Below are 25,479 nucleotides of genomic sequence, written 5' to 3' on the forward strand. Positions count from 1 at the left end.
GTGGCCCGTTTCATGCTTTAGCCCACTGCTGTTAACCTTTGCCGGCCAAGCGCCCGAACGCTCTGGCAAACCCGACGCAAAATAATGATTTTGTTGATGTTTCCTATCTCCGGGTTAACGCTGGAATCGTCGATGAGCGGCATTTCGTTAAGATTTGAACCAAATGCGGAACGAACAGGCGACGAATCACTGATAGGACAAGTTTCCTGATTTGTTCACCGCTAGATGTTGTGTCTTCCCCAACGACTCCACCGATTATCCACCGTGGAGTCACAGGCTTGTCCACAACAGGCTCCCGGGCGCGTTAATCTTTGCGTGCCAAAGCGGCACACCGCTGGTTCGACGAAAATATCTGTGATTGCATTACGTTAAGGGAACCACACCCGTTGAATGCGACAGCGAGGCATGTCTCCATCCGCATGTTGAGTCTGCGCGGCGGGGATTGCCCAGGCGGGGCCTCCGGAAAATGCGGCGCACCACGCAGGCGCACGACATCTGGAGGGAAGATCATGAGCAAACGTCTATTCGCCGAGTTCCTCGGCACATTCTGGCTTGTCTTTGGTGGTTGCGGCAGTGCGGTGCTTGCGGCTGCGTTTCCCGAACTCGGCATCGGCTTTGCCGGCGTAGCCCTGGCATTCGGCCTGACCGTGCTGACCATGGCCTATGCCGTCGGCGGCATCTCGGGCGGCCACTTCAACCCCGCAGTCTCTGTCGGCCTGATGATGGCCGGTCGCTTCGAAGCCAAGAACCTTGTGCCTTATGTCATCGCCCAGCTTGTCGGCGCCATCGTCGCCTCGACGGTGCTCTACCTCATCGTCAGCGGTAAGGCCGACTTTGCCGGTATCGGCGGCTTCGCGACCAACGGCTATGGCGACGCTTCACCCGGCAAATATGGCCTGACCTCGGCATTGATCATCGAGGTCGTTTTGACCTTCATGTTCCTGATGATCATCCTGGGCTCGACCCATGGACGCGTGCCGGCCGGCTTCGCACCGATCGCCATCGGCCTTGCGCTGACGCTTATCCACCTGATCTCGATTCCGGTCACCAACACCTCGGTCAACCCGGCCCGCTCGACCGGACCGGCGCTGTTCGTCGGCGGCATCGCCCTGCAGCAGTTGTGGTTGTTCTGGGTAGCCCCGATCGTCGGCGCGGCGATCGCCGGCATCGTTCACAAGGCGATGTTCGAAAAGGACTGAGCCTCACCGGCCAGACGCGAAAACGGCGCCTTGCGGCGCCGTTTTCTTGTTTCGGGGCAGCAAGCCCGACGGTCAGACGAAATATTGTCCGCCGTTTGCGGACAGGGTCGCGCCCGTGATGAAGCCCGATTGTTCCGATGCCAGGAACACCACGCAGCGCGCGATCTCTTCAGGCTCGCCGAGCCTGCTGACCGGGATCTGGGCGATGATCGATTCCCGCACCTTTTCCGGAACCGCCATCACCATCTCGGTGGCAATGTAGCCGGGACAGATGACATTGACGGTGATGCCGGCGCGGGCGCCTTCCTGGGCCAGCGCCTTGGTGAAGCCGATGTCGCCTGCCTTGGAGGCCGAATAATTGGCCTGGCCGGCCTGGCCCTTCTGGCCGTTGATCGAGGAGATGGTGATGACGCGGCCGAACTTGCGGTCACGCATGCCGCTCCACAGCGGATGGGTCATGTTGAAGGCACCGTTCAGGTTGGTGTCGATGACTTCCTTCCACTGCTCGCGCGTCATCTTGTGGAACATCGAGTCGCGCGTGATGCCGGCGTTGTTGACCAGCACCGAGACGGGGCCGAGGTCAGCCTCGACCTGCTTGATGCCGGCCTCGCAGGCGTCGTAGTCGGCGACCGACCATTTGTAGACCGGAATGCCCGTCTCGGCCTTGAACTTCTGCGCAGCTTCGTCATTGCCGGCGTAGTTGGCCGCAACCGAGTAGCCCGCCTCCTTCAGCGCGATCGAAATAGCAGCACCGATGCCGCGCGATCCTCCGGTAACCAGTGCAACCTTGCTCATGCGTTTCCCCTTTTCTGCTGCTTGATGGACTGCCCTTGCGACAGGCTTTTCCCTTGCGAGAGGCTTTTAGAGACAAAAAGGGCGGCACATCGGCCGCCCTTTTGTTTTCGATTTACATCGCCTCGACACACATCGCGACGCCCATGCCGCCGCCGATGCACAGGGTCGCCAGACCCTTTTTCGCACTGCGCCGGCGCATTTCGTAGACCAGCGTGTTGAAGACGCGGGCGCCGGACGCGCCCACCGGATGGCCGATGGCAATGGCGCCGCCATTGACGTTGACGATCGCCGGATCCCAGCCCATGTCCTTGTTGACCGCGCAGGCCTGTGCGGCGAAAGCCTCGTTGGCTTCGACCAGGTCGAGATCGCCGACCGACCAGCCGGCCTTTTCCAGCGCCTTGCGCGACGCCGGGATCGGGCCGGTGCCCATGATCTGCGGGTCGACGCCGGCGGTCGCCCAGGAAACGATGCGGACCAGCGGGGTGAGGCCGCGGCGTACAGCCTCGGCTTCGGTCATCAGCACGACAGCGGCAGCGCCGTCATTAATGCCGGAGGCATTGCCGGCGGTGACGGAACCTTCCTTGTCGAAGGCAGGCCGCAGCTTGGCAAGCGAATCGAGGGTCGCACCGTGGCGGATGTATTCGTCCTGGTCGACGATGGTGTCGCCCTTCTTGCCCTTGATGGTGACCGGAACGATCTCGTCCTTGAAGCGGCCTGCAACCTGCGCGGCTTCGGCCTTGTTCTGCGAGGCGACGGCGAACTGGTCCTGCTCGTCGCGGGTCAGCTGCCACTGGCGCGCGACGTTCTCGGCGGTGTTGCCCATGTGGTAGCCGTAGAAGGCGTCGGTCAGGCCGTCCTTGATCATCGTGTCGATCATCTTGAAGTCACCCATCTTCACGCCGCCACGCAGGTGCTGGCAGTGCGGCGCCATCGACATCGATTCCTGGCCGCCGGCGACGATGATCTTGGCGTCGCCGGTAGCAATCTGCTGCATGCCGATGGCAATGGTGCGCAGGCCCGAGCCGCACAGCTGGTTGAGGCCCCAGGCGGTCGCCTCCTGCGGCACACCCGCCGCCATGGCCGCCTGGCGGGCCGGGTTCTGGCCGGCGCCGGCGGCAAGGATCTGGCCGAGGATGACTTCGTCGACTTCCCTGGGGTCGACACCGGCGCGTGCCAGCGCCTCGCGGACCGCGACTGCACCGAGTTCATGGGCCGGGGTGTTGGCGAAGGCACCGTTGAACGAGCCGACCGGCGTTCGAGCGGCGCTGGCGACGACGATGGAGGACGAGGCGGACATGTTTCTCTCCAGACTTCGTTTGACGAATGGTTCTGGCGCCTCGAGACATTGGCGCTCATGACTTTTCTTGCCCGTTCCAGGACCCGAGTCAAACCGGAAAATCAACGGATCGCCGATGCTGCGGCCGCACTGCAGCAATGCTGCGCAGCATTTTTTTTGCCGGCGTTGCCTCGCCTTGCCTTCTCGCAGTGCACAAACCACTTGGATTTGCGATTGCTTTGCGCTTATCCTCGTGGCCGGCGAAATGTTACCGGCTGCTTACACGGCATTCCGGTCTTCCGGGGGAGGATGCTGATGGTTGCCAAAGACACGCCAATCGTAATCAAGAAATACGCCAACCGCCGCCTCTACAACACCGGCACGAGTACTTACGTCACGCTCGAGGACCTGGCCGAAATGGTCAAGAAAGGCGAGGAATTTACCGTGCAGGACGCCAAGACCGGCGAGGATATCACGCACCCGGTATTGACCCAGATCATCTTCGAACTGGAGAACAAGGACGGCCAGAACATGCTGCCGATCCCGTTCCTCAGGCAGCTGATCTCCTATTACGGCGACCAGATGCAGATGGTCGTGCCGAGCTTCCTCGAACAGTCCATGCTCGCCTTCTCGAAGGAACAGGAACGCTTCCGCGAACAGATGAAGGCGACCTTCGGCAAGGCGCCGATGGACATGATGAAGGGGACCGCGCCGATGAAGGCGCTGGAAGAGCAGACGCGCCGCAATATGGAGCTGTTCCAGAACGCGATGCGCATGTTCACCCCGTTTCCGATGCCCGGCACCGCAGCGCCCGCAGAGCCGGCGAAGAAAGAAACGCCCGAGAAGCCGGACGAGCTCAAAGAACTCAAGGACCAGCTCGCCGCCATGCAGCGCAAGATCGATTCGATGGGGTGAACACCCGGTCCGCCTTGGCGGATTGAAACGTCCGGTGGACGTTTCAAAGGGTGCGAACGCCGGGAAGCTGCCGGAGGCAGCGGGGCCCCGGCAGGGAACTGCGGCACTTAAGGCCGACGGAAAGCCAACTGCTTGGCTTTCCGAGCGTCGAACGCCCGGAGCGACAGCGAAGGGCCGGAGAGACTTGAAGCTTGAGCTCTTCCTTGAACCACCGGCAAGCCAACGCAGCACGCCCCCGCCCCTACCCTTTAGGACGAGAGATTTTCAACCTGACGCAGGGTTTTGCCGGGCGTCGGGAGGGTGTTTGCTAGACGCCCATCGATTTTATCAGGAGGACTGCACATGACCGAACTGACGCTGGCCAAGGCCAACGCCATCATCGACACCGCTTTCGGCCTTGCCGCCGAGCAGAAGTTCAAGCCCCTGGGCGTCGCCGTGCTCGACGCCGGCGGCCACCTCCTGGCCTTCCAGCGCCAGGACGGCTCGCCCTTCATCCGCGCCGAAGTGGCGTCGGGCAAGGCCTATGGCGCGCTTGCCGTCGGCTCGAGCTCGCGCGCACTCGGCGTTGCCGCCGTCGAGCGTCCGCATTTCTTCCAGGGGCTTTCGGCGGTGTCGGGCGGAAAGATCGTACCGGTGCCGGGCGGCGTGTTGATCCGCAACAAGAATGGCGACGTGCTCGGCGCGGTCGGCATTTCGGGCGACACGTCGGACAATGACGAACTGGCGGCCATGGCCGGCATCGAATCGGCCGGCTTCGTCGCCAAGGTCTGACCTATCAAGCGCGCTCCTCGAGGAGCGCGCTTCTACTCGCGCCCAAACGTGACGTCCCGGTTGGCCGAACGGATCGATACCGAGAAGCCAGCCAGCACGTCGAGCAGCGAAATCACCATCAATATGAAGAAGACCGAGCTGGTGGCGCCGCGCACCAGCAGGAATTCGACCAGGAACGCGACAAAGACGAAGGTCGAAAGCAAGTGATCGACGACAGAGGCGCTGCCCGTGCGGGTCGCCTTGACGATCTCGACGAAGAAAAGCAGCAGCGCCACCACGATCAGCAGGTCGCCGAGGGTAAGCGCAAAACTGCCGCCCGACATCATCCCCAACGTGAGGATCTCGGTTGCCCACGGATTGCCGTCGGGGCCGCTGCCGAACAAGCCGGCCACGCCGATGTTGTAGAGGACGAAGGGTATGATCAGAAGGGGAATGCCCGCGAGCATGGACCGGTCTCCGCTTTGCGCTGGCACCTTCTAGAATCCCCGGACGGCCGGGCGTCAAGGAAATTCAGCACCATCATCCGGACATGCAAAAAGAAAGGACCGGCAAGGCCGGTCCTTTCCCAATTTGCTCGCTCGGGTAAAGCCGCTTGGCTTTCCCTCGGGAAAAGCTGCTTAGCTTTCCTTCGGCGTCAGAACCTGGCGACCGCGATACATGCCGGTCTTGAGGTCGATGTGGTGCGGGCGGCGCATTTCGCCGGAATTCTTGTCCTCGACATAGGTCGGGGCCTTCAGCGCGTCGGCCGAGCGGCGCATGCCGCGCTTGGACGGGGAGGTTTTTCGTTTTGGAACAGCCATGGATATACTCCACCAATCGGTCAAATGACCCTGTCCGCCCTCGTGAAAGGGCCGCGCATGGGCCGGAAACTGAGAAAGTTGGCGAGCCTATACACGGCGAACGCAGGCTTGACCAGCCCGAAGCGACTCTTTTTTCAGCCGACAGCCGTCTATCTAGTTCAGGCACTGTACATAGGCGCCTGCCTTGGTGGCGCGGCGCTCGATGACCGATGCGAGCCGCCTCAGCCCGGGTCCAGGCTTGGCTGGATTGCGTGCCGCCGGATTGGGCAAGGTTACCGCCAGAAGCGCTGCCTGGCGCCGCGACAGCTGACTGGCCGGCTTGCCGAAATAATGCTGCGACGCCGCCTCGACGCCGTAGATGTTGGGGCCCCACTCGGCGATATTGAGATAGATCTCCATGATCCGCCGCTTGGGCATCAGCGCATCGAAATAGATCGCCAGCGGCAGTTCCAGAGCCTTCCGCAGGAACGAGCGGCCATTCCAGAGATAAAGATTCTTCACCGTCTGCATCGGGATGGTCGAAGCACCACGAGTCGATTCCCCGTCGAGCGCATCGCTTATGACACCACGCAACTCACCCAGGTCGACGCCCCTGTGGGCGCAGAATTGCCCGTCCTCGGACATGATGACGGAATGCGCCATGACGGGCGCGATGTCGTCGAGCGGCACCCACTGGCGGTCATAGCCCTGCAGCGTGACGACATCCTTGATCATCAGCGTCGAGATCGGGCGCACGACCGGAGGCAGATAGAGGATGGTCAACACCACCGGCAGCGCGATCATCAGCGCGGCGAGCAGCGCACCGAGCCGCACCCAGCGGCGCAGGCTTCCGCGCGAGAACATCCCGCGTCGCGCTGCTGCCATCTCCAGCCTTTCGGTTTCCGGCTCTATGATCGGTTCCGACAACCCGTCCGCCCTGTCTTGTCAGCCTTTTGGCATAAAGGCGCTTGGCTTCTTGCGCAACGTCTGACTGTCGGCTACCGCTCGCCGCCATGACGATCGACAGCGATATCATGTTCGAAACCTTCCTGCGCATGCGCGCGGAAACAGTCGAAACGCGGTTGCGGCAGTTGCTCGGCGAGAGCCCCCTGTCCGGCGAGATCGCACGGCCCGGGCATCTGATGGCGGCGATGCGCCATGGCGTGCTCAACGGCGGCAAGCGGCTGCGCCCATTCCTGGTGCTGGAGAGTGCTGCCCTGTTCGATGCTGATGGCGAGGCAGCTCTGCGTGTCGCAACTGCGCTCGAATGTGTGCATTGCTATTCGCTGATCCATGACGACCTGCCGGCGATGGACGACGACGACCTGCGCCGCGGCCAACCGACGGTGCACAAGGCTTTCGACGAGGCGACGGCGATCCTCGCCGGCGACGGCCTGTTGACCTTTGCCTTCGACATTATTGCCGACGAGGCGACGCCGTTGCCGGCCGACCGCCGCGCAGCCCTCGTCTTGGCGCTGGCGCGCGCTGCCGGCCCCGGCGGCATGGTCGGCGGCCAGGCACTCGATCTCGACGCCGAACACAACAAACCCGACGAAACAGGCATCATAAAACTGCAAGCGATGAAGACCGGCGCCCTGATCCGCTTCGCCTGCGAGGCCGGCGCCATCGTTGGCGGCGCATCTGCCGACGAGCGTGAAAGACTGGCCGAGTTCGGTTCGGCGATCGGGCTCGCCTTCCAGCTTGCCGACGACCTGCTCGACCTCACCGCCGACGCCGAGACGATGGGCAAGGCAACCGGCAAGGACGCAGCCGCCGGCAAGGCGACGCTGGTTTCACTCCACGGCCCCAACTGGGCCCGCTCCCAGCTTGTTGGCCTGGTCAACCAGGCGCACGACTTGCTGGAGCCCTTCGGCGAACGCGCAATCATGCTCAAAGCTGCCGCAAGTTTCGTCGCAGAGCGCAACAGCTGATCTTTACTGTCAGCCGGCAAGCAACATTTCGCGGACAAGTTGTGCGGGTCAGAAACTCTTAATGTTAATGGTGTCTATTCCGGCTCTGTAAAATTGTGCGTATGTGTTTGGGGTTGCGCATGCCGGAGCACTCGTCCTTCATCCGTTCCATACGGATCCGATATCTTTCGGGTCTCCTGATCTTCGCCCTGACGTCTATCGCCGTCATGCTGGCCTTCAGCCAGGGCAATACTTATCGCCGCGACGTCGATGCCATTGCCGCCGAGCTACAACTGTTCTCACGCGAACTGCGCAATGCCAGCAGCTTCGCCGAGACGACGAACGGTACCTGGCGGCCGGAAACGCAGGAAGCGCTGGCGGCTGCCGCCCGCAACCATGCTCTCAGGCTCGACGCCCGCATCAGCCACCTGGCCAGCTCGATCGACACCGTCCGCCCCAGCCTGTCCGACAAATCCGTGCGCGAACTCGACAGCGCATCCGTCAATGGCGATCTGTTCTGGTCGGCACGCGACATCACCCACAACCTCGGAGCGCTGGCGAGTGCCAAGACCTCCGACGAATGGAGCTATCGCGAGATCCGCAACCAGAACGATCTTTTCGCCCAGCCGATGCTGCTGCGCGCCACGGCCGCCATGGAAAACGAACGCCGTTATGCCGAAGCGCGCAGCGACCGGCTGCTGACCACGGCCGCCGCACTGCTGATCCTGGTCATCGGCGGCGTCGCTGCGTGGGTCTTCCGCCCGATGGAACACGCCATCCGCAAGGCGTTCTCCGAAAGTGCCGAGTCGCTGTCGAAGGCCGAAGCGGCCGACCGGGCAAAGTCGGAATTCCTTGCCAATATGAGCCATGAGATCCGGACGCCGATGAACGGTGTCCTCGGCATGGCCGAGCTCTTGGCACGCACCGACCTGACGCCACGCCAGAAGACCTTCACTGAAGTGATCGTGAAATCGGGCAACGCGCTGCTGACGATCATCAACGACGTACTCGACTTCTCCAAGATCAACGCCGGCCAGTTGACGCTCGACCCGGCCCCGTTCCATCTCGGCGAGGCGGTCGAGGATGTCGCGACGCTGATCTCGGCCCGGGTTGCCGAAAAGAACCTCGAGCTCATCGTCCGCGTCGATCCCCGCCTGCCGAGCCATGTCACCGGCGACGTCGGGCGCTTCCGCCAGATCATCACCAACATGCTCGGCAATGCGGTGAAGTTCACCGAGCGCGGCCATGTGCTTGTCGACGTGACCGGCGAGGTCGTCGATGGGACCGTGGCACTCAGCATCCGTGTCGAGGACACCGGCATCGGCATCCCCGCGGACAAGCTGCAGAGCGTGTTCGAGAAATTCGCCCAGGTCGACGGCAGCTCGACGCGTCGCCATGAAGGCACCGGCCTCGGCCTTGCCATCGCGGCCCGCCTTGTCGACCTGATGGGGGGCCGTATCGGCGTCGAAAGCGAGCTGGGCAAGGGTTCGGTGTTCTGGTTCACAGCGATGCTGCCGGTCCATGAAGCGCAACAGGAAAGCAGCGTCGTGCCGGTCGACGTCACCGGCGCGCGCGTGCTGGTCATCGACGACAATCCGGTCAACCGCGAAATCCTGCTGGAGCAGCTGAAGAGCTGGGGTTTCGACTGTGCAGCCGCGGAAAGCGGCGCCATCGGCCTCGCTTTCCTGGACCGCGCCGCCCAGCTCGGCGCCAGCGTCGACTGCGTCATCCTCGACTACCAGATGCCCGGCATGAACGGCGCCGATGTCGCCAAGGCAATCGCCGCCGACAGCCGCATCTCGTCGATCCCGATGGTGCTGTTAACTTCGGTCGACCAAATCGATTTCTCCCGCATGGTGCTCGATTTCGGCATCGCCGCGCATCTGACCAAGCCCGCCCGCTCGGCAGTGCTGCTCGGCACGGTGATCGCTGCGGTGCAGAAGGCCCGATCGCAGGCCGGCCGCACCGAATTCGTGCGCGAGCCGGTCCGACACACACCTGCATTCACGGTCATCCGCGGCCCTTCCGTCGCACCGGTCGCCCATCACGAGCCGGCAGTGTTGCAATCCAGCGGGCTCGACGTCCTGGTGGCCGAGGACAATGAGGTCAACCAGCTCGTCTTCGGCCAGATTCTATCCGGCCTCGGGCTCAGCCACCGAATCGCCGGCAATGGCCGCACGGCGGTGGAGATGTACCGCACCTTCAAGCCCAAGCTGATCCTGATGGATGTTTCGATGCCGGAGATGAACGGCTACGAGGCGACACGCGCCATCCGCTTGGAGGAAGCGGCCAATGGCAGCCGCACGCCGATCATCGGTGTGACAGCGCATGCGTTGAAGGGCGACCGCGAGAAATGCATTGACGCCGGCATGGACGATTACCTGCCCAAGCCGGTGTCGCCCGACAAGCTCGGCGCCAAGATCGGCATCTGGCTGAGCGAGAGCGCCGAGCTCGTCCAGTCTGCGTGACGACGCAAACTGCCTATGACTTCTTTATTTCTTGGCAGTTCCGCCCGTCTCGAATCCTGATGCGGCTGATTTTACCTTCCTGACGCGACCGGACGACGGCGACCTCGCCGCTCCGGCGTGAACAACAAGGAAGTAAGAAAATGCTTCGTACCCAGATGCCCGACCGGTTCGTCAGTGCACGGACCACAGAGCCCACGCGCCGTGATGCCGCCAATGACGGTAAGCTGGTCAAGGGCCAGACCGAGCCCTTCATGTTCACCCGCCTGTTCTTCGTCACCGGCGTGCTGCTGGGCGGCCTGGCGTTGGCCACCATGCTTTCAAGCTGACAATGGAAATCTCGGACGTGATTTCGGTCGAGGACGTGGTCCTCGACCTCCGGCCGGAGAGCAAGACACGACTGCTCAAAGCGCTTGCGGCGCATGCCGCACGCCGCACCGGCTGTCCGGCCGCCGAGATCAGTTCGACGCTTGCAGCCAGGGAAAAGCTCGGCTCGACCGGGCTTGGCCAAGGCGTTGCCATCCCGCATTCCAGGTTGCGCGGGCTGCAGACGCCCTATGGCGCGTTTGTAAGACTGGCCGCACCCTGTGCCTTCGAGGCTATCGACGACCGGGATGTCGACCTTGTCGTGCTGCTGCTGTTGCCGGAGGCCTCGCCGCAGGAACATCTCAACGTGCTGGCCAAGATCGCCCGTCGGCTGCGCGACGTCGAAGTGGTGGCAAGCCTGCGCAAGGCAGGCGACGCTGCCACCTGTCATCGCTTGCTCACGGACCAGCCGCTCAAGAGCTCGGCAGCCGCCTGAACAGACCGGCCGTCAGCGGTTCCTGACCACGATGCAGGAGCCGCCGATGCTGCGCAGGCTCTGGCATATCTGGCCTGCTTCGCTGCGGTCGTCGGCGCCGATGCGCACGGCATAGATGCCACGTCGGCCGATTGGCGTACGCACCCGACTTACGACAGGATCATGCGACGACAGCAGCTTCGGAAATCGTCCCTCGAGCCGCTGCCACTGCCTGATCGCCGCCGCGCGGCGGAAATTGCCGGCGACCTGGATGCCCCAGGGTTTCACATGCACGCTGGCCATGGCGACTGTCTGGGACCTGATCACCTTCAGGTTCTGGCAGGCGGCGGCAAAAGACATGTTCGGATCGAGCGGCCGGTTCGTGCCGACATGGGCCTTGTCGGCAAAATTGTCGGCCGGCTCGCCCATGATGTCGAGCACATAGTCCTCGGTTTCGAGCGGCAGGAAGCCGCCTGACGACAGCCAGCGCGCGACGCGGTTCTCGCCGGCATTGTAGGCAGCGGCGGCCAGGCCAAGATTGCCGAAGCCGGATTTGAGCTCGCCGAGATAGCGCGCCGACGCCGGGATCGCCTGCTCCATGTCGAACGGATTGGCGAGGCCGCGCATCGCGGCGGTACCGGGCATGAACTGGGCAATGCCTTCCGCACCTGCCGGGCTCACCGCATTCGGATCGAAACGGCTCTCCTTCCAGATCAGTCTTGCGAAGAACTCGCTGGGCAGGCCGTGGCGTCGGGCATGGGTGTCGATGAGCTCGCAGACGCGCGCGGCATGGGTCTTCTTCGGCGACCGTGGCGGATCGGCCAATGCAGGCAGGCACATGGCAAGCGAGACGAGGAAAGCCAGAGCTGCCCTCGACAGGTTGCGCATCCCTATTCGGCTGCCGCCTGGCCGCGGCCGAAACGCTGCTCGATATAATCGGCAACCATCTTTTCGAAATCCGCGGCGATCGCTGGACCGCGCAGCGTCGCGGCCTTCTTGCCGTCGATGAACACAGGCGCCGTCGGCGTCTCGCCGGTGCCAGGCAACGAGATGCCGATGTCGGCATGCTTGGATTCGCCCGGACCATTGACGATGCAGCCCATCACCGCAACCTTCAGCATTTCGACGCCGGGATACTTCTCGCGCCAGACCGGCATGTTCTTGCGCAGATCGTCCTGGATGTTCTGGGCCAGCTCCTGGAACACGGTCGAGGTGGTGCGGCCGCAACCCGGGCATGCGGCAACGATCGGCACGAACTGGCGGAAGCCCATCGTCTGCAGTAGCTCCTGCGACACCTGGACTTCCCTGGTGCGGTCGCCATTGGGCTCAGGCGTCAGCGAGATGCGGATGGTGTCGCCGATGCCCTGCTGCAACAGGATGCCCATCGCCGCCGACGAGGCGACGATGCCTTTCGAGCCCATGCCTGCTTCGGTCAGGCCGAGATGCAGCGCGTGGTTGGAGCGAGCGGCGAGCATTGTGTAGACGGCGATCAGGTCCTGGACGCCGCTGACCTTGGCCGAAAGGATGATGTTTTCACGCGGCAGGCCGATTTCTTCGGCGAGATCCGCCGAGATCAGCGCCGACTGCACGATCGCCTCGTGCATGACCTGGCTGGCGGTGAGCGGCGAGCCGTTCGCCTGGTTCTCGTCCATCAGCCGGGTCAGCAAATCCTGGTCGAGCGAGCCCCAGTTGACGCCGATGCGCACAGGCTTGTCGTGGCGGATCGCCATCTCGACGATGTCGGCAAACTGCTTGTCCTTCTTCTCCTTGAACCCGACATTGCCCGGATTGATGCGGTACTTGGCCAGCGCCTCAGCACAAGCGGGATGGTCGGCAAGCAGCTTGTGGCCGATGTAATGGAAATCGCCGACCAAAGGCACGTTGATGCCAAGGCGGGCGAGACGGTCGCGGATATGCGGAACGGCGGCGGCACTTTCGTCGCGGTCAACGGTGATGCGCACGATTTCGGACCCGGCGCGATGAAGCGCTGCGACCTGGGCGACGGTCTTGTCGATGTCGGCCGTATCGGTGTTGGTCATCGACTGCACGACGACGGGTGCTTCGCCACCAACGATCACGCCGCCGACGCTGACGCCGACCGACTTGCGGCGGGCAAATGGGGACGAAAAATAGCCGGTCATCGACGGCCTTCTTGAAGCTCGAGGTATCCGCGCCTGAGGTGGCGCGCGCTGCGCGCGATGTCAATATCGCAGGTGGTCGCGCCCGCCAAGGGCGGCGTTAACCTGGCAGCAAGCGGAGATGAACAACGGCGTCCAATGCTGTAGTGTGGACCCACATCCATGGGGGATTTCATGGCAGCATCGCTCCGCAGTCCCGTCTTGCCGCTTGTCGCCCTGTCAGCACTGCTAGTTTGCGCCCAAGCCCGCACCCAGGCAATCGAACCCGGCAAGGAGGGTGAACTCGCCAATTTCATCCCCCCTGAAGCCGGCGCACGCGCCTGTTTCGGCCGGATCTACGACGAAGCGCATCTCAAGGCGCATCCGAAGCAGCAGGTGACGGAAATGCAGTTCCGCATCGCCTACTACATTCACGAGCCGGACGCGTTTTACCCCAAGGGCCAGCGCAACTATTATTTCGAGGTCCTGGCCAGGCTGCGCGGCCACAAGCAGGCGAAGCCGCTCAGCGCGATGGGCGAATGCAGCCCCAGCGACGACGGCAAGTCGATCTTCTGCGGCGTCGATTGCGACGGCGGCGGCGTGATGGTCAAACGCAGCGTCGGCGGCAAGATAGTGGTCGATCTCGAGGCGCTCGGCCGACTGCGTATGACATCGGATTGCGGCGAGGACGAAGAAGGCGGGGTCGAGTTGTTGTCCGGCGCCGACGACAAGCGCTTCCTGCTGTCGAAGCAGGCCTCATCCGAGTGCCCGGCCTACGACGACTGGTAGGAAAAACTCGGTCCTCACCCCACAATTTCACGAAACTGTGCGACAGCGGTGCTTCTTTTGCGCCGCACAGCACGTATATGTTGCATCGCACCATAAAGATTCCCGAAGGATTCTCCTGCATGACCGCGACCAGGACCGCCATCGTCACCGGCTCGACCTCCGGCATCGGCCTCGCCATCGCCGAGGCTTTTGCCCGCGACGGCATGAACGTCGTCATCAACTCCTTTTCCGATACGCCGGCCGACCATGCCATCGCCGAACGGCTGTCGAAGGAACACAAGGCCGAGGTCGTCTACATCAAGGCCGACATGTCCAAGGCGGCCGAATGCCGGGCGCTGGTCGCCAGGGCCGCCGAGGAATTCGGTACCGTCGACGTTCTGGTCAACAATGCCGGCATCCAGCATGTCGCCCCGGTCGAGGACTTCCCTACAGAGAAGTGGGACGCCATCATCGCCATCAACCTGACGTCGGCGTTCCACACCACCGCGGCCGCGATCCCGCTGATGAAGAAGGCCGGCAGCGGCCGCATCATCAACATCGCCTCGGCCCATGGCCTGGTAGCCTCGGCCTACAAGTCTGCCTATGTCTCGGCCAAGCATGGCATTATGGGCCTGACCAAGACGGTGGCGCTGGAACTGGCGCAGGACAAGATCACCTGCAACGCCATCTGCCCCGGCTATGTGCTGACCCCACTGGTCGAGGCGCAGATCCCCGACCAGATGAAGGCGCACAACATGGACCGCGAGACGGTGATCCGCGAGGTCATGCTCGACCGCCAGCCGACCAAGGAATTCGTCACCGTCGAGCAGATCGCAGCGACTGCCGTCTTCCTCGCCTCCCCGGCGGCAAGCCAGATCAACGGCACCCACATCTCGGTCGATGGCGGCTGGACGGCTCAGTAACGCTCCGCCAGGTAGACGAACCCCGACACAAAGGACAATGACGCCATGACTGGAAACGGCACGGCGGAGGAGAACAAGCCGATCAACGTGGCGCTGCAGGGTGGAGGTTCGCACGGAGCCTTCTCCTGGGGCGTGCTCGATCGCCTGCTGGAGGACGGCCGGCTCGACATCAGGGCCATCTCCGGCACCAGCGCCGGCGCGATGAACGCGGTGGCGTTGGCCGACGGCTGGGTCCGCGGCGGTGCCGAGGGAGCACGCGCCAAGCTCGCTGGGTTCTGGCGGGCAGTCGCACGAAAGGGACGCTTCAGCCCGGTGCAGCGTTCGCCATGGGACGTGCTGTGGGGCAATTGGTCGATCGAGAACACCCCCGGCTACATCTGGTTCGACACCATGTCGCGGGTGCTGTCGCCCTATGTCGCCAATCCCCTGAACCTCAACCCGCTGCGGGACGTCGTCGCCGAGGAGATCGACTTCGCCAATGTCCGCGCCTGCAAGGACATCGACCTGTTCATCTCGGCGACCAATGTCGAGACCGGACAGTTGCGTGTGTTCAGCGACGGCGAGATCGACCTCGACACGGTGATGGCCTCGGCCTGTCTGCCACAGATCTTCCAGGCCGTCGAGATCAATGGCGTGCCCTATTGGGACGGCGGCTATGGCGGCAATCCAGCGATCTATCCGTTCTTCAAGGCCAATGAAACGGACGACGTCCTGCTCGTCCAGATCAACCCCGTCATCCGCGAACAGACGCCGAAGACGGCCAACGAAATCCAGAACCGCATCGACGAGATCACCTTCAATGCCGGCCTGCTGCGCGAATTCCGCGCCATCGCCTTCATCAAGGAGCTGATCGCAGCAGGCCGCCTGCCTCATGGTGAGTTCCGCGACATCCGCATGCACCGCATCGACGCCGACGAGGCGTTCAAGGATCTTTCAGCGTCGTCGAAGGTAAATGCCGAGTGGGCGTTCCTCGAATACTTGCGCGACCTTGGCCGCACGGCGGCCAGCGACTGGCTCGAGGACAACTTTGATTCGGTGGGCACGAAGGCCACGCTCGACCTATCCGGGCAGCTCGACGACGGCTTCAAGCCGCTGCATGGCCCCTCGGTCGGGCGCCGCGTCCGCGAGTTTCTGGCCACCAGAACCAAGCCAGCTGCCGTTCGCCAGCACAACTAACCCGCGAAAATCCGCCATTGGGGACAAGCAACCACGGCGTGCTGACACCTCCTGCCAGTTTTGTCAGGATGATGTTTCCATTCTTTTTTATCACTATTTTGTAATCTTCATTTGATGTAGAAGACGCCCTTCCGCTGCTTTGCCCCCGCGGCGGATTGAATGCGGTATTGCGCGCCACCATATCGGGGCGACGCGCCCGGCAAGATGGCGGTAGCCGCAACCGTCCTTAACGGATAACGACAATGTCGAAGATTAGGTTCCATAAGCTTGCAGCCTTGGTCGTGCTCGTGGCATTCGCCGCGTGGATGGGTACTGGCGAATTCTCTTCGGTGGGCAGCGCTCAGACTCAACCCGACGAAAAACCTGCCCAGGCCGCAGAACAACCAAAGGCGTCGCTGCGCACTGTCATGGTTGTCGCGCCGCCACGCGTCGAACACGCCCGCGCCATCCGCATTTCCGGCCAGACCGAAGCAGAAAAGCGCGCAACGCTTGCCACTCGTGCGGCCGGCATCATTGCCGAACTGCCGGTCAAGCAGGGCGACCACATCAAGCAGGGTGACCTGATCCTGATGCTCGACGCCGAAGAGAAGGCCGCAGCCGTCGAAACGGCAAAGGCGGTGCTGTCGCAGCGCAAAGCCGAATGGGAAGCAGCGCAGAAGCTCACCAAGGCAGGCTCTGCAGCCAAGCTGACCGGCGACATTGCATGGTCCAACTACCAGACCGCACAGTCGCAGCTCCAGGCATCCGAAGCCGAGCTGTCGCGCAACCAGGTCAAGGCTCCGTTCAACGGCGTCGTCGATCGTGTTTCTGTGGAGCTCGGCTCCTCGGTCGCGCAAGGCGGCGAGGTTGCCACGATCCTGAGTCTCGATCCGATCCTCGCCAAGGGCGAGATCAGCGAGCGCGACCTGCGCTACGTCAAGATCGGCGATGAGGCCGATGTCAGCCTGATCAACGGCGAAGTGGTCAAGGGCAAGGTTCGCTATATCAGCCGCGACGCCACCGCCAAGACCCGCACCTTCCCGATCGAGATCGCGGTCCCCAACAAGGACAATGCCATCCCGGCCGGCATGACCGCTGAAATCACCGTGCGCGCCAACCCGACCGACGCGGTGGTGTTGCCCCGTTCGGTGGTGACGCTCGGCCAGAACGGCGACCTCGGCATCCGCGCCATCGACGCGGCGTCGAAGGTGGTCTTCTTCCCGATCGACCTGGTCGACGACACCCAGAAGGGTCTCGTCCTCGGTGGCATCCCAGCTGACGCGAAGGTCATCATCGCCGGCCAGGACCTCGTCAAGGAAGGCGACGAAGTGCAGGCCCAGGTCGCCGACGAGGCGGCCCTCAAGAAACTCGCTGAAAGCGCAGCCGGGACGCAGTAAAAATGGACATCGTCAGCCTTGCGATCCGCAATGCGCGACTGACCCTTTCGGTCTTGCTCTTCCTGGTCATCGCGGGGGCGCTTGCCTACCGCGCCGTGCCCAAGGAAGCCGAGCCGGACGTCGCCATTCCGATCATGTATGTCAGCCTGGTGTACAACGGCATTTCGCCTGAAGACGCCGAACGACTGTTGCTGCGCCCTGTCGAATCTCAGCTCAAGAGCCTGAAGGGGCTCAAGGAGATGAAGTCGAACGCCTATCAGGGCGGCGCCAACGTCGTCGTCGAATTCGATCCGTCGGTCGATTTGGGCGACGCGTTGATCGACACGCGCAACAAGGTGCAGGACGCCAAGCGCGACCTCCCCGCGGGCGTCGAAGAACCGACAGTCAACGAGGTGAATCTGTCCGAATTCCCGGTCGTGTTCATCACGCTGTCCGGCGACATTCCGGAACGCGCTCTGACCGCCGCCGCCAAGGACCTGCGCGACCGCATCGAAGAGGTGCCCGGCGTGCTCGAGGCCGAGATCCAGGGATCTCGCGACGAGCTCGTCGAGGCGATCGTCGATCCGGTAAAGCTGTCTTCCTATGGCCTGCAGCTCGACCAGCTCATCCAGGGCGTCGGCGCATCGAACAGTCTCGTCGCCGCCGGTACCATCGAGGGAGCGGAAGGCAAATACGCGGTGAAGGTGCCGTCGCTGATCGAAACGCCGGAGGACGTCGCAAACCTGCCTGTCGTGGCCGGCCCGAACGCTGTCGTCCGAGTTCGCGACGTCGCCACCGTGCGTTCGACCTTCAAGGACGCCGAGACGATCGCCCGCATCGATGGCAGGCCGGCGATCACGCTGGCGGTCAAGAAGCGCATCGGCGCCAATGTCGTCGAGACCATCGAAGGCTCGAAGAAGGTTGCCGAAGAGTTCGTGGCAAAGAGCAAACAGGCGCTGCCCGACCTGCAGGTGACCTACACCCAGGACAAATCGGTTTTCGTCAACCAGCTGCTGAACGACCTGCAGAACCACGTGATGATCGCCGTCATCCTGGTCTTCATCGTCATTCTCTATGCGCTTTCGGGGCGCGCCTCGATGCTGATCGGACTGGCGATCCCGTCTTCGTTCCTGATCGGCATCCTGCTGCTTGCCTTGATGGGCTACACGATCAACATGATCGTGCTGTTCTCGCTCATTCTGGCGGTTGGCATGCTTGTCGACGATGCGATCATCGTCACCGAATATGCCGAGCGCCGCATGTCGGAAGGCATGCCGAAGGCGCAGGCGTTCGAGGAAGCCGCCAAACGCATGGCCGGACCGGTCATCGCGGCGACCCTGACCCGCATCGCGGCGTTTTCGCCGCTGCTGTTCTGGCCAGGCATCGTCGGCGACTTCATGAAGTATCTGCCGATCACGCTGATCGTCACGCTCGCCGCCTCGATGGCCTATGCGTTGATTTTTGCCCCGGCGATCGGCGCAATCATCGGCAAGGCGCCGCTTCATGGCGAGGAAGAAAACCGCGACGGCCTCTACATGGCGATCGTCAAGAAGGCCGTGGCCTTCCCGATCACCGCTATCGTCCTGACGCTGATGCTGCTGGGCGGCGGCCTCTATTCCTACGTCAAGTTCGGCAATGGCGTGGAGTTCTTCCCCTCGGTCGAGCCGGACTACGGCCTGCTTTACGTCCACGCCCGCGGCAACCTCTCGCTTGAGGAAATGGACGCCGCAACACGCATCGCCGAACAGCGCATCATCGGCTGGCCCGGCATCAAGTCGGTACTGACCAAGGTCGGCAAGACACGCGGCGGCGAGGACGTTCCGGAAGACGTCGTCGGTGTCATCAACTATGAGTTCATCGACTGGCGCGAGCGCGAATCCGCGCACAAGATCCTCGAAGACCTGCGTGTCGCGATGGCCGGCATTCCGGGCGTCGATGTCGAGGTGCGCGTTCCGGACGCCGGCCCGCCGACCGGCAAGGCCATCCAGGTGCAGCTTTCGGCGACGGACCCGACCGGGCTCAACGACTATGCCAAGCTGGTGGCCGCGACCGTGGCCAAGGTTCCCGGCGTCATCGACCTTTCCGATGGCCTGCCGCCCCCCGGGGTCGACTGGGCGCTTGAGGTCGATCGCTCCAAGGCCGCGCAGTTCGGTATCAGCCCGACCTCTGTCGGAACGGTGGTTCAGCTCGTGACCACGGGCCTGAAACTGACTGACTATCGGCCCGCGGGCACGGACGACGCCGTCGACATCAGGCTGCGTCTGCCGGAGGACCGACGCACGCTGTCGGCGCTCGACGAGTTGCGCATCGAAACGGCACAAGGGTCTGTGCCTATCTCCAACTTCGTCTCGCGCAAGCCGGAGCCGACCGCTGGCGTCCTGAAACGTATCGACAGCAAGCGCACCATCACCATCCAGGCCAATGTGGCAGGCGGCTTCCAGGTCGCCGAAGTTCAGGCTGCGGTCGCCAAGGCCGTTGGTGAGATTGCCAAGCCGGGCGTCGACTGGAAGCTCGCCGGGTCGAACGAAGACAGCGCGGAGGCAGCTGCCTTCCTCAGCAATGCGTTCGGCGCCGCGATCTTCCTGATCTTCATCGTGCTTCTGGCGCAGTTCAACAAGTTCACCAGCGTGCTCTTGGTGTTGTCCTGCGTCGTCATGGCGGTGATCGGTGCGCTGCTCGGCATGTTGCTGACCGGTCAGACCTTCGTCATCGTCATGTCGGGCATCGGCTTCATCGCACTGGCCGGCGTGGTGGTGAACAACAACATCGTGCTGATCGACACCTATGATCGGCTGCGCGATGAAGGTTGGAACAAGCTCGACGCGGTGCTGCAGACCTGCCGCGAACGCGCGCGGCCCGTGGTACTGACCGCACTGTCGGCCATCCTTGGCGTCATGCCGATCGCCTTTGGCCTCGGCCTGGAGATCTTCCACCACGAGACGACGATCAACGCCCCGTCGACGCAGTGGTGGATCGCGCTCTCCTCGGCGATCGTCTTCGGCCTGTCGTTCGCCACCGTGCTGACACTGGTGGTGACGCCGGCGATGCTGATGGTGTTCACCCGCGAGAAACGCAAGCCCGGCCAGCGTGGCTGGTTCAGCAAGCTTCTCCACCGGAAGGACAAGGTCGAGGCTAGCGCCACCCCGGCGCCTGGCCCCGACGAACCTGCTGTCGCCTTCCCCAAGGCAGCGGAATAGACTGACCAAGCAAGACCCCATGAAAGGCCGCCCAGGAACAACCGGGCGGCCTTTTGCGTTGCTGCCTCGATGAACCCCAAAGAATCCGAGGCATGAACAATGACGATTTCAACCCTGCTCATCATCATCCTGATCCTGATCCTGCTCGGCGCTGTGCCGGCCTGGCCGCACTCGCGCGGATGGGGATATGGCCCATCGGGCATCGTCGGCATCCTGCTCGTGGTGCTCTTGGTGTTGATGCTGATGGGGCGGATCTGACCGTCAGCGGACCAGCCGGCTAAGGCGACTGGAGCAAGCCTGCGCAGGTCGCCAGCCCCTTGCGGTAATCGTGCCGGGCCGGGACGCCCCGGTCCGCAACGCATGCTGGACATCGATGACATAAGCATTGAAGTCGGACGACGCCTCAAGGCTGTAGGGGTTGGCGGCCCCGCCGACATCCATGGCCTTCAAAGCCCAGGCCTTCTCCCGCTAGACGAGCCTCTCGATGTCGGCGGCAGTCTGGGCGGCGTCGTCCACCTTCTCGATCAGGCTTTCAAGCACGGCCGACCGGGCGGAGATCGTGTCGTGTAGGTCCCGGCTGTCGGAGAGCGCGTCGGCCACGGCCGGCGCCGTTGCAAGCTGCGAGCAACAAGGCGATACCGCTCAACGCGCTCATCCAACGCCCCCCACACGGCAACTATCTCATGCACAGTCACCGGCTGGAAGCTGAAAGGCTTCAGGCGGCCGACTTGAGTCTGGAAGGGAGCAAGTCGAGATCGTCGAGCGCGCCCTTCACCGCCTCGTCCAGCGGCGTGTGCGGGATCTCGCCGATGGCGGCTCCCAGCCGCCTCGAGACGAGGCGATGCGGTTCGAAGCGCAGATAGGACATCGATACGATCGCCTTCCACATCGGCACGAACGGGCTACCGGCGCGCAGCACCCACCACGGCATGCTGGCGAGCTTGAGCTTGCGGCCTGTCACACGCCCCATTGCCGCCTTGATCTCCAGGTCGGTCAGGGAGTGGCCCGGGAGATTGAAGCTTTCATAGGCGCCGAGAGACTCTCGCCTGTCGGCCAGCGCCACAAACGTTCTGGCGAGATCGGGCAGATAGGCCCAGGCATGAACGAGATCCACGGGGCCAGGCGCGGTGTAGACGCCCTTGGCCAGCTTGGAGGCGATGATCAGGTCGAACCAGGAGCCCGTGCCCTTGCCGCCAAAGAAGTCGCCGGCCCTGAGCAACACAGTACGAACCCGGCCGGCATCGGCCTCGTTCCGGTACAGCTCTTCTTGCTCTGCGCGGATGCGGCCCTTGTCAGTCGTCGGTCGCTGCGGCGTGTCCTCTGATATGACGGCAGGCATCGGCGAGCCGAAGTTGTAGACGGTACCGGCAACCATGTGCAGCGCGCCATTGGCGTGGCAGGCAGCCATGACGTTTTCGGCCATCGGCAGCACCGAGCTCCAGTCGGTGTAGACGGGACTCAGGCCGTTGAAGACGATGTCCATGCCACGTGTGGCAGCGACAAGCGACTGCCGGTCGAGCGCGTCGGCGGCGAACGCTTCGGCGCCAGCAAGCTCAGCCGGCAGCGTGCCGTCGCGGGTGATGGCCCTCACCTGGTATCCCGCGTCGAGAAAGGCCTTGGCGACGGCGCGGCCAAGCCGGCCGCGGGCACCCAATATTGCGATCTTTGTCATGTCGGTCACTCCTGTTGTGTGACCGCAATGTCGTTCATTCATTTCGGGAAATAAATTGACTGGAAATGGCAACCTGATATTCGTTTTTGTATAGATGCCTGAGCTCGACTGGAACCTCATCCGAAGCTTCGTCGCGGTTGCCGAAACCGGCAGCCTGTCGGCCGCGGCGCGCAAACTGGGCTCCAGCCAGCCGACCCTGGGTCGCCATATCGCCGAGCTCGAGCACGTACTCGACGTCACGCTGTTTCGGCGCGGCCGCCAGGGTTATGTGCTGACCGAGGCCGGTAGCCTGCTGTTCGAGCGGGGCCGTGCCGTCAGCGAACAGGCAACATCATTCGCGCGACTCGCTTTGGGCGCGGTGGAAGCGATCGAAGGCACGGTCCGGATCGCGGCGAGCGAGATGGTTGCCGCCCATGTCCTGCCTGTGATGCTGGCGCGTCTCGGAATGGAAGAGCCGGGCATCGAGGTAGAGGTCGTCGCGTCCAACCAGGTCGAGAATCTTCTGCGCCGCGACGCCGACATCGCGATCCGCATGGTGCAGCCGGCCCAGAATGAGCTGGTGGCCCGCAAGGTCACCGACATCGCTCTACGGATGTGCGCTGCTACAACCTATCTCGACCACCGCGGCCGGCTGGGGCATCCGGAGGATCTGCAGCAGCATGACCTGATCGGGTTCGACCGCAGCGACGAGATGATCCGCGGCCTCGAACGCTTCTACCCCGGGATGACGCGGCATGCCTTCCGCTTCCGCTCCGACAACCACATCGTGCTCTGGGAGGCCGTACGGGCCGGCAACGGCGTGGGTATCGGCCAGTTGCCGCTGATCCACCGCGAACCGGGGTTGGAGGTCGTCCTGCCTGACCTGCCGCTGCCTGTACTGCCGGTCTGGCTCGCCATGCATCGCGACGTGCGCGCAAGCGTACGTATCCGTCGCGTCGTCGACTTCCTGCATGAAGAGCTGAAGCGTTATTCCGCCGGCGCCGCTTGAGTCACTGCCCTGAAGTCGGCATGGCGGGCGAGCCCGGCCATGACGGATACCACGACCAGCAGGCCGGACAAGGTGACGAAAACAGGCGCAAAGCCCGTATGGCCGGCGACGAAGCCGATCGCCGACGGTGCCACCAGTATGCCTGAATAACCCATCGTGGTGACCACGCTCATGCCGATGTTCGGCACCACGCCGGGCTGGTTTCCGGCAGCGGAGAAGGCGATCGGCACCATGTTGGCGACGCCCAGCCCGCACATGGCGAAGGCGGCGATGGCGATCCAGGGATTGGGCGCAAGGCCTGCAGCCAGCATGCCGGCGGCGGCGACCAGCGCCGAGACGCGCAGGGTGTTGACCGCACCGAAGCGGTTGCGGACACCATCACCCAGGAACCGCATCAGTGCCATGATGCCGGAGAAGGCGGCAAAGGCGAAACCGGCGGTAGCGATGTCGGCGCCAAGTTCCTGCTTGAGGTAGAGCGCCGCCCAGTCGAGCACCGCACCTTCCGGGATCATCGAAAACAGCGCCATGACACCGACGAGATAAATGGCCGCCAGGCGCGGCATACGGAAATGCCGATGCTCATGCGCCACCGGCTTGTCCTCGATCAGATAGCGCAGGGCAAAGGCGGTCATGGCCGCTGCAACGAGCGTGACGAACAAGGCATGCGGCAGATGCCCGAACTGCTGGATGATGATGCCGCCAAGCCCGCCGCCGACGAAGCCGCCAAGGCTCCAGAAGCCGTGCGACGACGACATGATAGCGCGCGACAGCCGCTTTTCCACCGCAACGGCATTGGCGTTCATGGCGACATCCATGGCGCCCGCCGTGGCGCCGAAGATGTACATCGTCACCGCAGTCAGCCAGACATTGGGCGCCAAGGCTACCATCAGCAGTGCAAAGACCAGAATCCAGGCGAAGCCGATGACAACAGGGCGTGAGCCGCGCTTGGTCATCAGGTAACCGGAGAACGGCATCGCCGTCAGCGCGCCGATGCCGAAACCAAGGATCAACAGGCCGAGCACGAACTCGCTGATGCCGAGCCGGGTGACCAGCAACGGAATCTGCGGCGCCCAGCTTCCGGTCATGAAGCCGTTCATGAAAAATGCTGCTGCGACGGCCCATCGGGCCGAAGCGTTGGCGGGTGTCGGGGTGGCGTCTTTGATGCTCATCGAGCGCGACTCCTAACATAGCTGCCTGGCAGCTGAAATCGATTTCAAACTGCCGTGATCGTCGGATTCAAAAAGTGACCGCCAAGCTCGACAGGTCCCGGTGTCGCCACCGCATTTCAAGGCTAATGCTGATTTTTAAATCGATTTAGAAGCCAGTCAAGTCAGCTTCCATGGCAAGCATTGGGCCAGGACGGTAACAAAGGTTAACGATTGCCCGAATTCCGTCGAATAGCTGGGCTAGCAGGGAAGCTAGGAAACTGCGGCGGGACGGGCAACACACTCCACGTTCGCAATCGTTTCGATACATTGCATGCTAAATCGGGTTGGGGGTCGGCTTCGGCATGTCGCCGGGCTGTACCAGTGTGGAGTCTTGTACCATGAATACCCCCGCCTTCCGGCTTGCCGGGATATCAAGCGGCCTCGCCGCCCGTCTGCCCCGGCTGCATCTGTCGAAGCTCGAAATCGGCTTGCTTGGCGCAGCTGCGACGCTGGCGATCGCCATCGTCGCATTCGGGCTCACCGGCAGCGACAAGCCGGACCCGATAGAAACCGCAGCCGTCCTGCCCCCGCGCCTCGAAACCAAGAACCCCGGCACGGAAATGCCCGCCGAGACAGCCAAGCCGATCGCATCGGCCACCGGTCAGACAGCAGCCGCTCCGGTTCCGGCAGTGCCAGCGCCAACACAGGCCCCGCTCCTGTCAGCCCTGGCCTCGGCACCCGCAACCAGCCATTTCGAAAAGCCCCAGGCGACGGCAGCTGCCGGCCCGGACGAGCGAGGCGAGACGGCCACAACGCCATTGACCACGGCCGCCGACCAGGCGCCCGATCCAGCGCCGACCACGGTCATTCCAACGGAAGGATTGCGCGGCTCGATCGACGTCCAGGTGGCGGAGACGGAAACGGAGGTGGCGATGCTTGAGCAGCAGACCGGCATGATAGACGGCGAGACCGGTAATGTTGCACAGGCGACGACCGGTCCGCTGCCGGAGTTGCGCCCGGCAAAGGTGGTGAAATACGCCAATTTGCGTGACGGACCTGCCGACGAGGCCAAGGTGATCGTCGTCGTTCCGGCCAATGCCGAGATCGAGGCCGAGGTCGACTGCAACTGGTGCACGGTCGTCTACAAAGGCCAGCGCGGCTACATGTATAAAAACCTGATCCGCCGCACCGTGGCGGAAGAAGCAAAGGCAGGTCAGGGGCTGTTCTGAGCCCCCGACCCTGAG

At 63.3% G+C, this 25,479-nt stretch carries 25 protein-coding genes; 15 read left to right on the forward strand and 10 right to left on the reverse strand.

The window, feature by feature from the left end; translation table 11 throughout:
• Positions 1-509 precede the first annotated feature (509 nt).
• Positions 510-1,199, forward strand: a complete 690-nt coding sequence (gene aqpZ / locus Amn_RS25325) for an aquaporin Z (RefSeq protein WP_067956705.1) — start codon at positions 510-512, stop codon at positions 1,197-1,199.
• A 72-nt stretch (positions 1,200-1,271) separates the two neighbouring features.
• Here aqpZ and Amn_RS25330 read toward each other — a convergent pair whose 3' ends face one another.
• Positions 1,272-1,994, reverse strand: coding sequence for a beta-ketoacyl-ACP reductase (locus tag Amn_RS25330; protein WP_067956702.1), 723 nt, complete (start codon positions 1,992-1,994; stop codon positions 1,272-1,274).
• Between the two features lie 112 nt (positions 1,995-2,106).
• Positions 2,107-3,291 carry an acetyl-CoA C-acetyltransferase gene (locus tag Amn_RS25335; protein WP_067956699.1) on the reverse strand — a complete coding sequence of 395 codons (1,185 nt, stop codon included), beginning with the start codon at positions 3,289-3,291 and terminating at the stop codon, positions 2,107-2,109.
• 294 nt (positions 3,292-3,585) lie between these two features.
• On the opposite strand from Amn_RS25335, the gene phaR reads away from it, so the two are divergent.
• Both phaR and Amn_RS25345 read left to right on the forward strand, forming a co-directional pair.
• Positions 3,586-4,185, forward strand: coding sequence for a polyhydroxyalkanoate synthesis repressor PhaR (gene phaR / locus Amn_RS25340; RefSeq protein ID WP_067966042.1), 600 nt, complete (start codon positions 3,586-3,588; stop codon positions 4,183-4,185).
• Positions 4,186-4,527: 342 nt separating this feature from the next.
• On the forward strand, positions 4,528-4,956 hold the full coding sequence (locus Amn_RS25345) for a GlcG/HbpS family heme-binding protein (protein WP_067956696.1): 429 nt from the start codon (positions 4,528-4,530) through the stop codon (positions 4,954-4,956).
• Positions 4,957-4,988: 32 nt separating this feature from the next.
• Here the strand turns inward: Amn_RS25345 and Amn_RS25350 are convergent, their stop codons facing one another.
• The 3 genes from Amn_RS25350 to mtgA form a co-directional block, all read right to left on the reverse strand.
• A complete protein-coding gene (locus Amn_RS25350; protein ID WP_067956693.1) occupies positions 4,989-5,402 on the reverse strand; it encodes a hypothetical protein in 414 nt (137 codons plus the stop codon).
• Positions 5,403-5,573: 171 nt separating this feature from the next.
• Positions 5,574-5,756, reverse strand: a complete 183-nt coding sequence (rpmF, locus tag Amn_RS25355) for a 50S ribosomal protein L32 (protein WP_008834724.1) — start codon at positions 5,754-5,756, stop codon at positions 5,574-5,576.
• Positions 5,757-5,909: 153 nt separating this feature from the next.
• Complete coding sequence (gene mtgA, locus Amn_RS25360; RefSeq protein ID WP_182574295.1) at positions 5,910-6,620, reverse strand: monofunctional biosynthetic peptidoglycan transglycosylase; 711 nt, start codon at positions 6,618-6,620, stop codon at positions 5,910-5,912.
• A 128-nt stretch (positions 6,621-6,748) separates the two neighbouring features.
• On the opposite strand from mtgA, the gene Amn_RS25365 reads away from it, so the two are divergent.
• The 4 genes from Amn_RS25365 to Amn_RS25380 all read left to right on the forward strand — a co-directional run bounded on the left by Amn_RS25365 (position 6,749) and on the right by Amn_RS25380 (position 10,912).
• Positions 6,749-7,666, forward strand: a complete 918-nt coding sequence (locus tag Amn_RS25365; protein ID WP_067956690.1) for a polyprenyl synthetase family protein — start codon at positions 6,749-6,751, stop codon at positions 7,664-7,666.
• A 119-nt stretch (positions 7,667-7,785) separates the two neighbouring features.
• Positions 7,786-10,113: a response regulator gene (locus tag Amn_RS25370; RefSeq protein WP_286293556.1), complete on the forward strand. Its 2,328-nt coding sequence runs from the start codon at positions 7,786-7,788 to the stop codon at positions 10,111-10,113.
• Positions 10,114-10,253: 140 nt separating this feature from the next.
• Entirely contained in the window at positions 10,254-10,439 is a 186-nt protein-coding gene (locus Amn_RS25375; RefSeq protein ID WP_154386633.1) for a hypothetical protein, read from the forward strand.
• Positions 10,440-10,441: 2 nt separating this feature from the next.
• Positions 10,442-10,912, forward strand: coding sequence for a PTS sugar transporter subunit IIA (locus tag Amn_RS25380; RefSeq protein ID WP_182574275.1), 471 nt, complete (start codon positions 10,442-10,444; stop codon positions 10,910-10,912).
• Between the two features lie 12 nt (positions 10,913-10,924).
• Here the strand turns inward: Amn_RS25380 and Amn_RS25385 are convergent, their stop codons facing one another.
• Both Amn_RS25385 and ispG read right to left on the reverse strand, forming a co-directional pair.
• Positions 10,925-11,779: a lytic transglycosylase domain-containing protein gene (locus Amn_RS25385; protein WP_502874741.1), complete on the reverse strand. Its 855-nt coding sequence runs from the start codon at positions 11,777-11,779 to the stop codon at positions 10,925-10,927.
• Between the two features lie 2 nt (positions 11,780-11,781).
• Positions 11,782-13,032 (reverse strand): flavodoxin-dependent (E)-4-hydroxy-3-methylbut-2-enyl-diphosphate synthase, encoded by a 1,251-nt coding sequence (ispG, locus tag Amn_RS25390; protein ID WP_182574273.1) that lies wholly within the window; start codon positions 13,030-13,032, stop codon positions 11,782-11,784.
• Between the two features lie 171 nt (positions 13,033-13,203).
• On the opposite strand from ispG, the gene Amn_RS25395 reads away from it, so the two are divergent.
• The 6 genes from Amn_RS25395 to Amn_RS25420 all read left to right on the forward strand — a co-directional run bounded on the left by Amn_RS25395 (position 13,204) and on the right by Amn_RS25420 (position 20,685).
• Positions 13,204-13,797: a hypothetical protein gene (locus tag Amn_RS25395; protein ID WP_286293562.1), complete on the forward strand. Its 594-nt coding sequence runs from the start codon at positions 13,204-13,206 to the stop codon at positions 13,795-13,797.
• A 119-nt stretch (positions 13,798-13,916) separates the two neighbouring features.
• On the forward strand, positions 13,917-14,699 hold the full coding sequence (locus Amn_RS25400) for a 3-hydroxybutyrate dehydrogenase (protein ID WP_083948733.1): 783 nt from the start codon (positions 13,917-13,919) through the stop codon (positions 14,697-14,699).
• Between the two features lie 45 nt (positions 14,700-14,744).
• Positions 14,745-15,875 carry a patatin-like phospholipase family protein gene (locus tag Amn_RS25405; RefSeq protein ID WP_067956662.1) on the forward strand — a complete coding sequence of 377 codons (1,131 nt, stop codon included), beginning with the start codon at positions 14,745-14,747 and terminating at the stop codon, positions 15,873-15,875.
• A 242-nt stretch (positions 15,876-16,117) separates the two neighbouring features.
• Complete coding sequence (locus tag Amn_RS25410) at positions 16,118-17,251, forward strand: efflux RND transporter periplasmic adaptor subunit (protein WP_154386638.1); 1,134 nt, start codon at positions 16,118-16,120, stop codon at positions 17,249-17,251.
• A gap of 2 nt (positions 17,252-17,253) precedes the next feature.
• A complete protein-coding gene (locus tag Amn_RS25415) occupies positions 17,254-20,427 on the forward strand; it encodes an efflux RND transporter permease subunit (protein WP_067956658.1) in 3,174 nt (1,057 codons plus the stop codon).
• A 99-nt stretch (positions 20,428-20,526) separates the two neighbouring features.
• Entirely contained in the window at positions 20,527-20,685 is a 159-nt protein-coding gene (locus tag Amn_RS25420; RefSeq protein ID WP_083948446.1) for a DUF3309 family protein, read from the forward strand.
• A gap of 210 nt (positions 20,686-20,895) precedes the next feature.
• Here Amn_RS25420 and Amn_RS25425 read toward each other — a convergent pair whose 3' ends face one another.
• Together Amn_RS25425 and Amn_RS25430 are read right to left on the reverse strand one after the other, a co-directional pair.
• On the reverse strand, positions 20,896-21,027 hold the full coding sequence (locus Amn_RS25425; protein ID WP_286293576.1) for a hypothetical protein: 132 nt from the start codon (positions 21,025-21,027) through the stop codon (positions 20,896-20,898).
• A 115-nt stretch (positions 21,028-21,142) separates the two neighbouring features.
• Complete coding sequence (locus tag Amn_RS25430; protein WP_286293577.1) at positions 21,143-22,099, reverse strand: NmrA family NAD(P)-binding protein; 957 nt, start codon at positions 22,097-22,099, stop codon at positions 21,143-21,145.
• 94 nt (positions 22,100-22,193) lie between these two features.
• Here Amn_RS25430 and Amn_RS25435 point away from each other — a divergent pair, with 94 nt between their 5' ends.
• Complete coding sequence (locus Amn_RS25435) at positions 22,194-23,087, forward strand: LysR family transcriptional regulator (RefSeq protein ID WP_286293578.1); 894 nt, start codon at positions 22,194-22,196, stop codon at positions 23,085-23,087.
• Here the strand turns inward: Amn_RS25435 and Amn_RS25440 are convergent.
• Positions 23,066-24,256 (reverse strand): MFS transporter, encoded by a 1,191-nt coding sequence (locus tag Amn_RS25440; protein WP_067956652.1) that lies wholly within the window; start codon positions 24,254-24,256, stop codon positions 23,066-23,068. The two genes, Amn_RS25435 and Amn_RS25440, sit on opposite strands and share 22 nt — an antisense overlap.
• A gap of 377 nt (positions 24,257-24,633) precedes the next feature.
• On the opposite strand from Amn_RS25440, the gene Amn_RS25445 reads away from it, so the two are divergent.
• Positions 24,634-25,464: an SH3 domain-containing protein gene (locus Amn_RS25445; RefSeq protein ID WP_185910301.1), complete on the forward strand. Its 831-nt coding sequence runs from the start codon at positions 24,634-24,636 to the stop codon at positions 25,462-25,464.
• The last annotated feature ends 15 nt before the right edge of the window (positions 25,465-25,479 follow it).

The sequence above is a fragment of the Aminobacter sp. Y103A genome (assembly GCF_030294925.1).
Taxonomy (GTDB): Bacteria; Pseudomonadota; Alphaproteobacteria; order Rhizobiales; family Rhizobiaceae; genus Aminobacter; species Aminobacter ciceronei.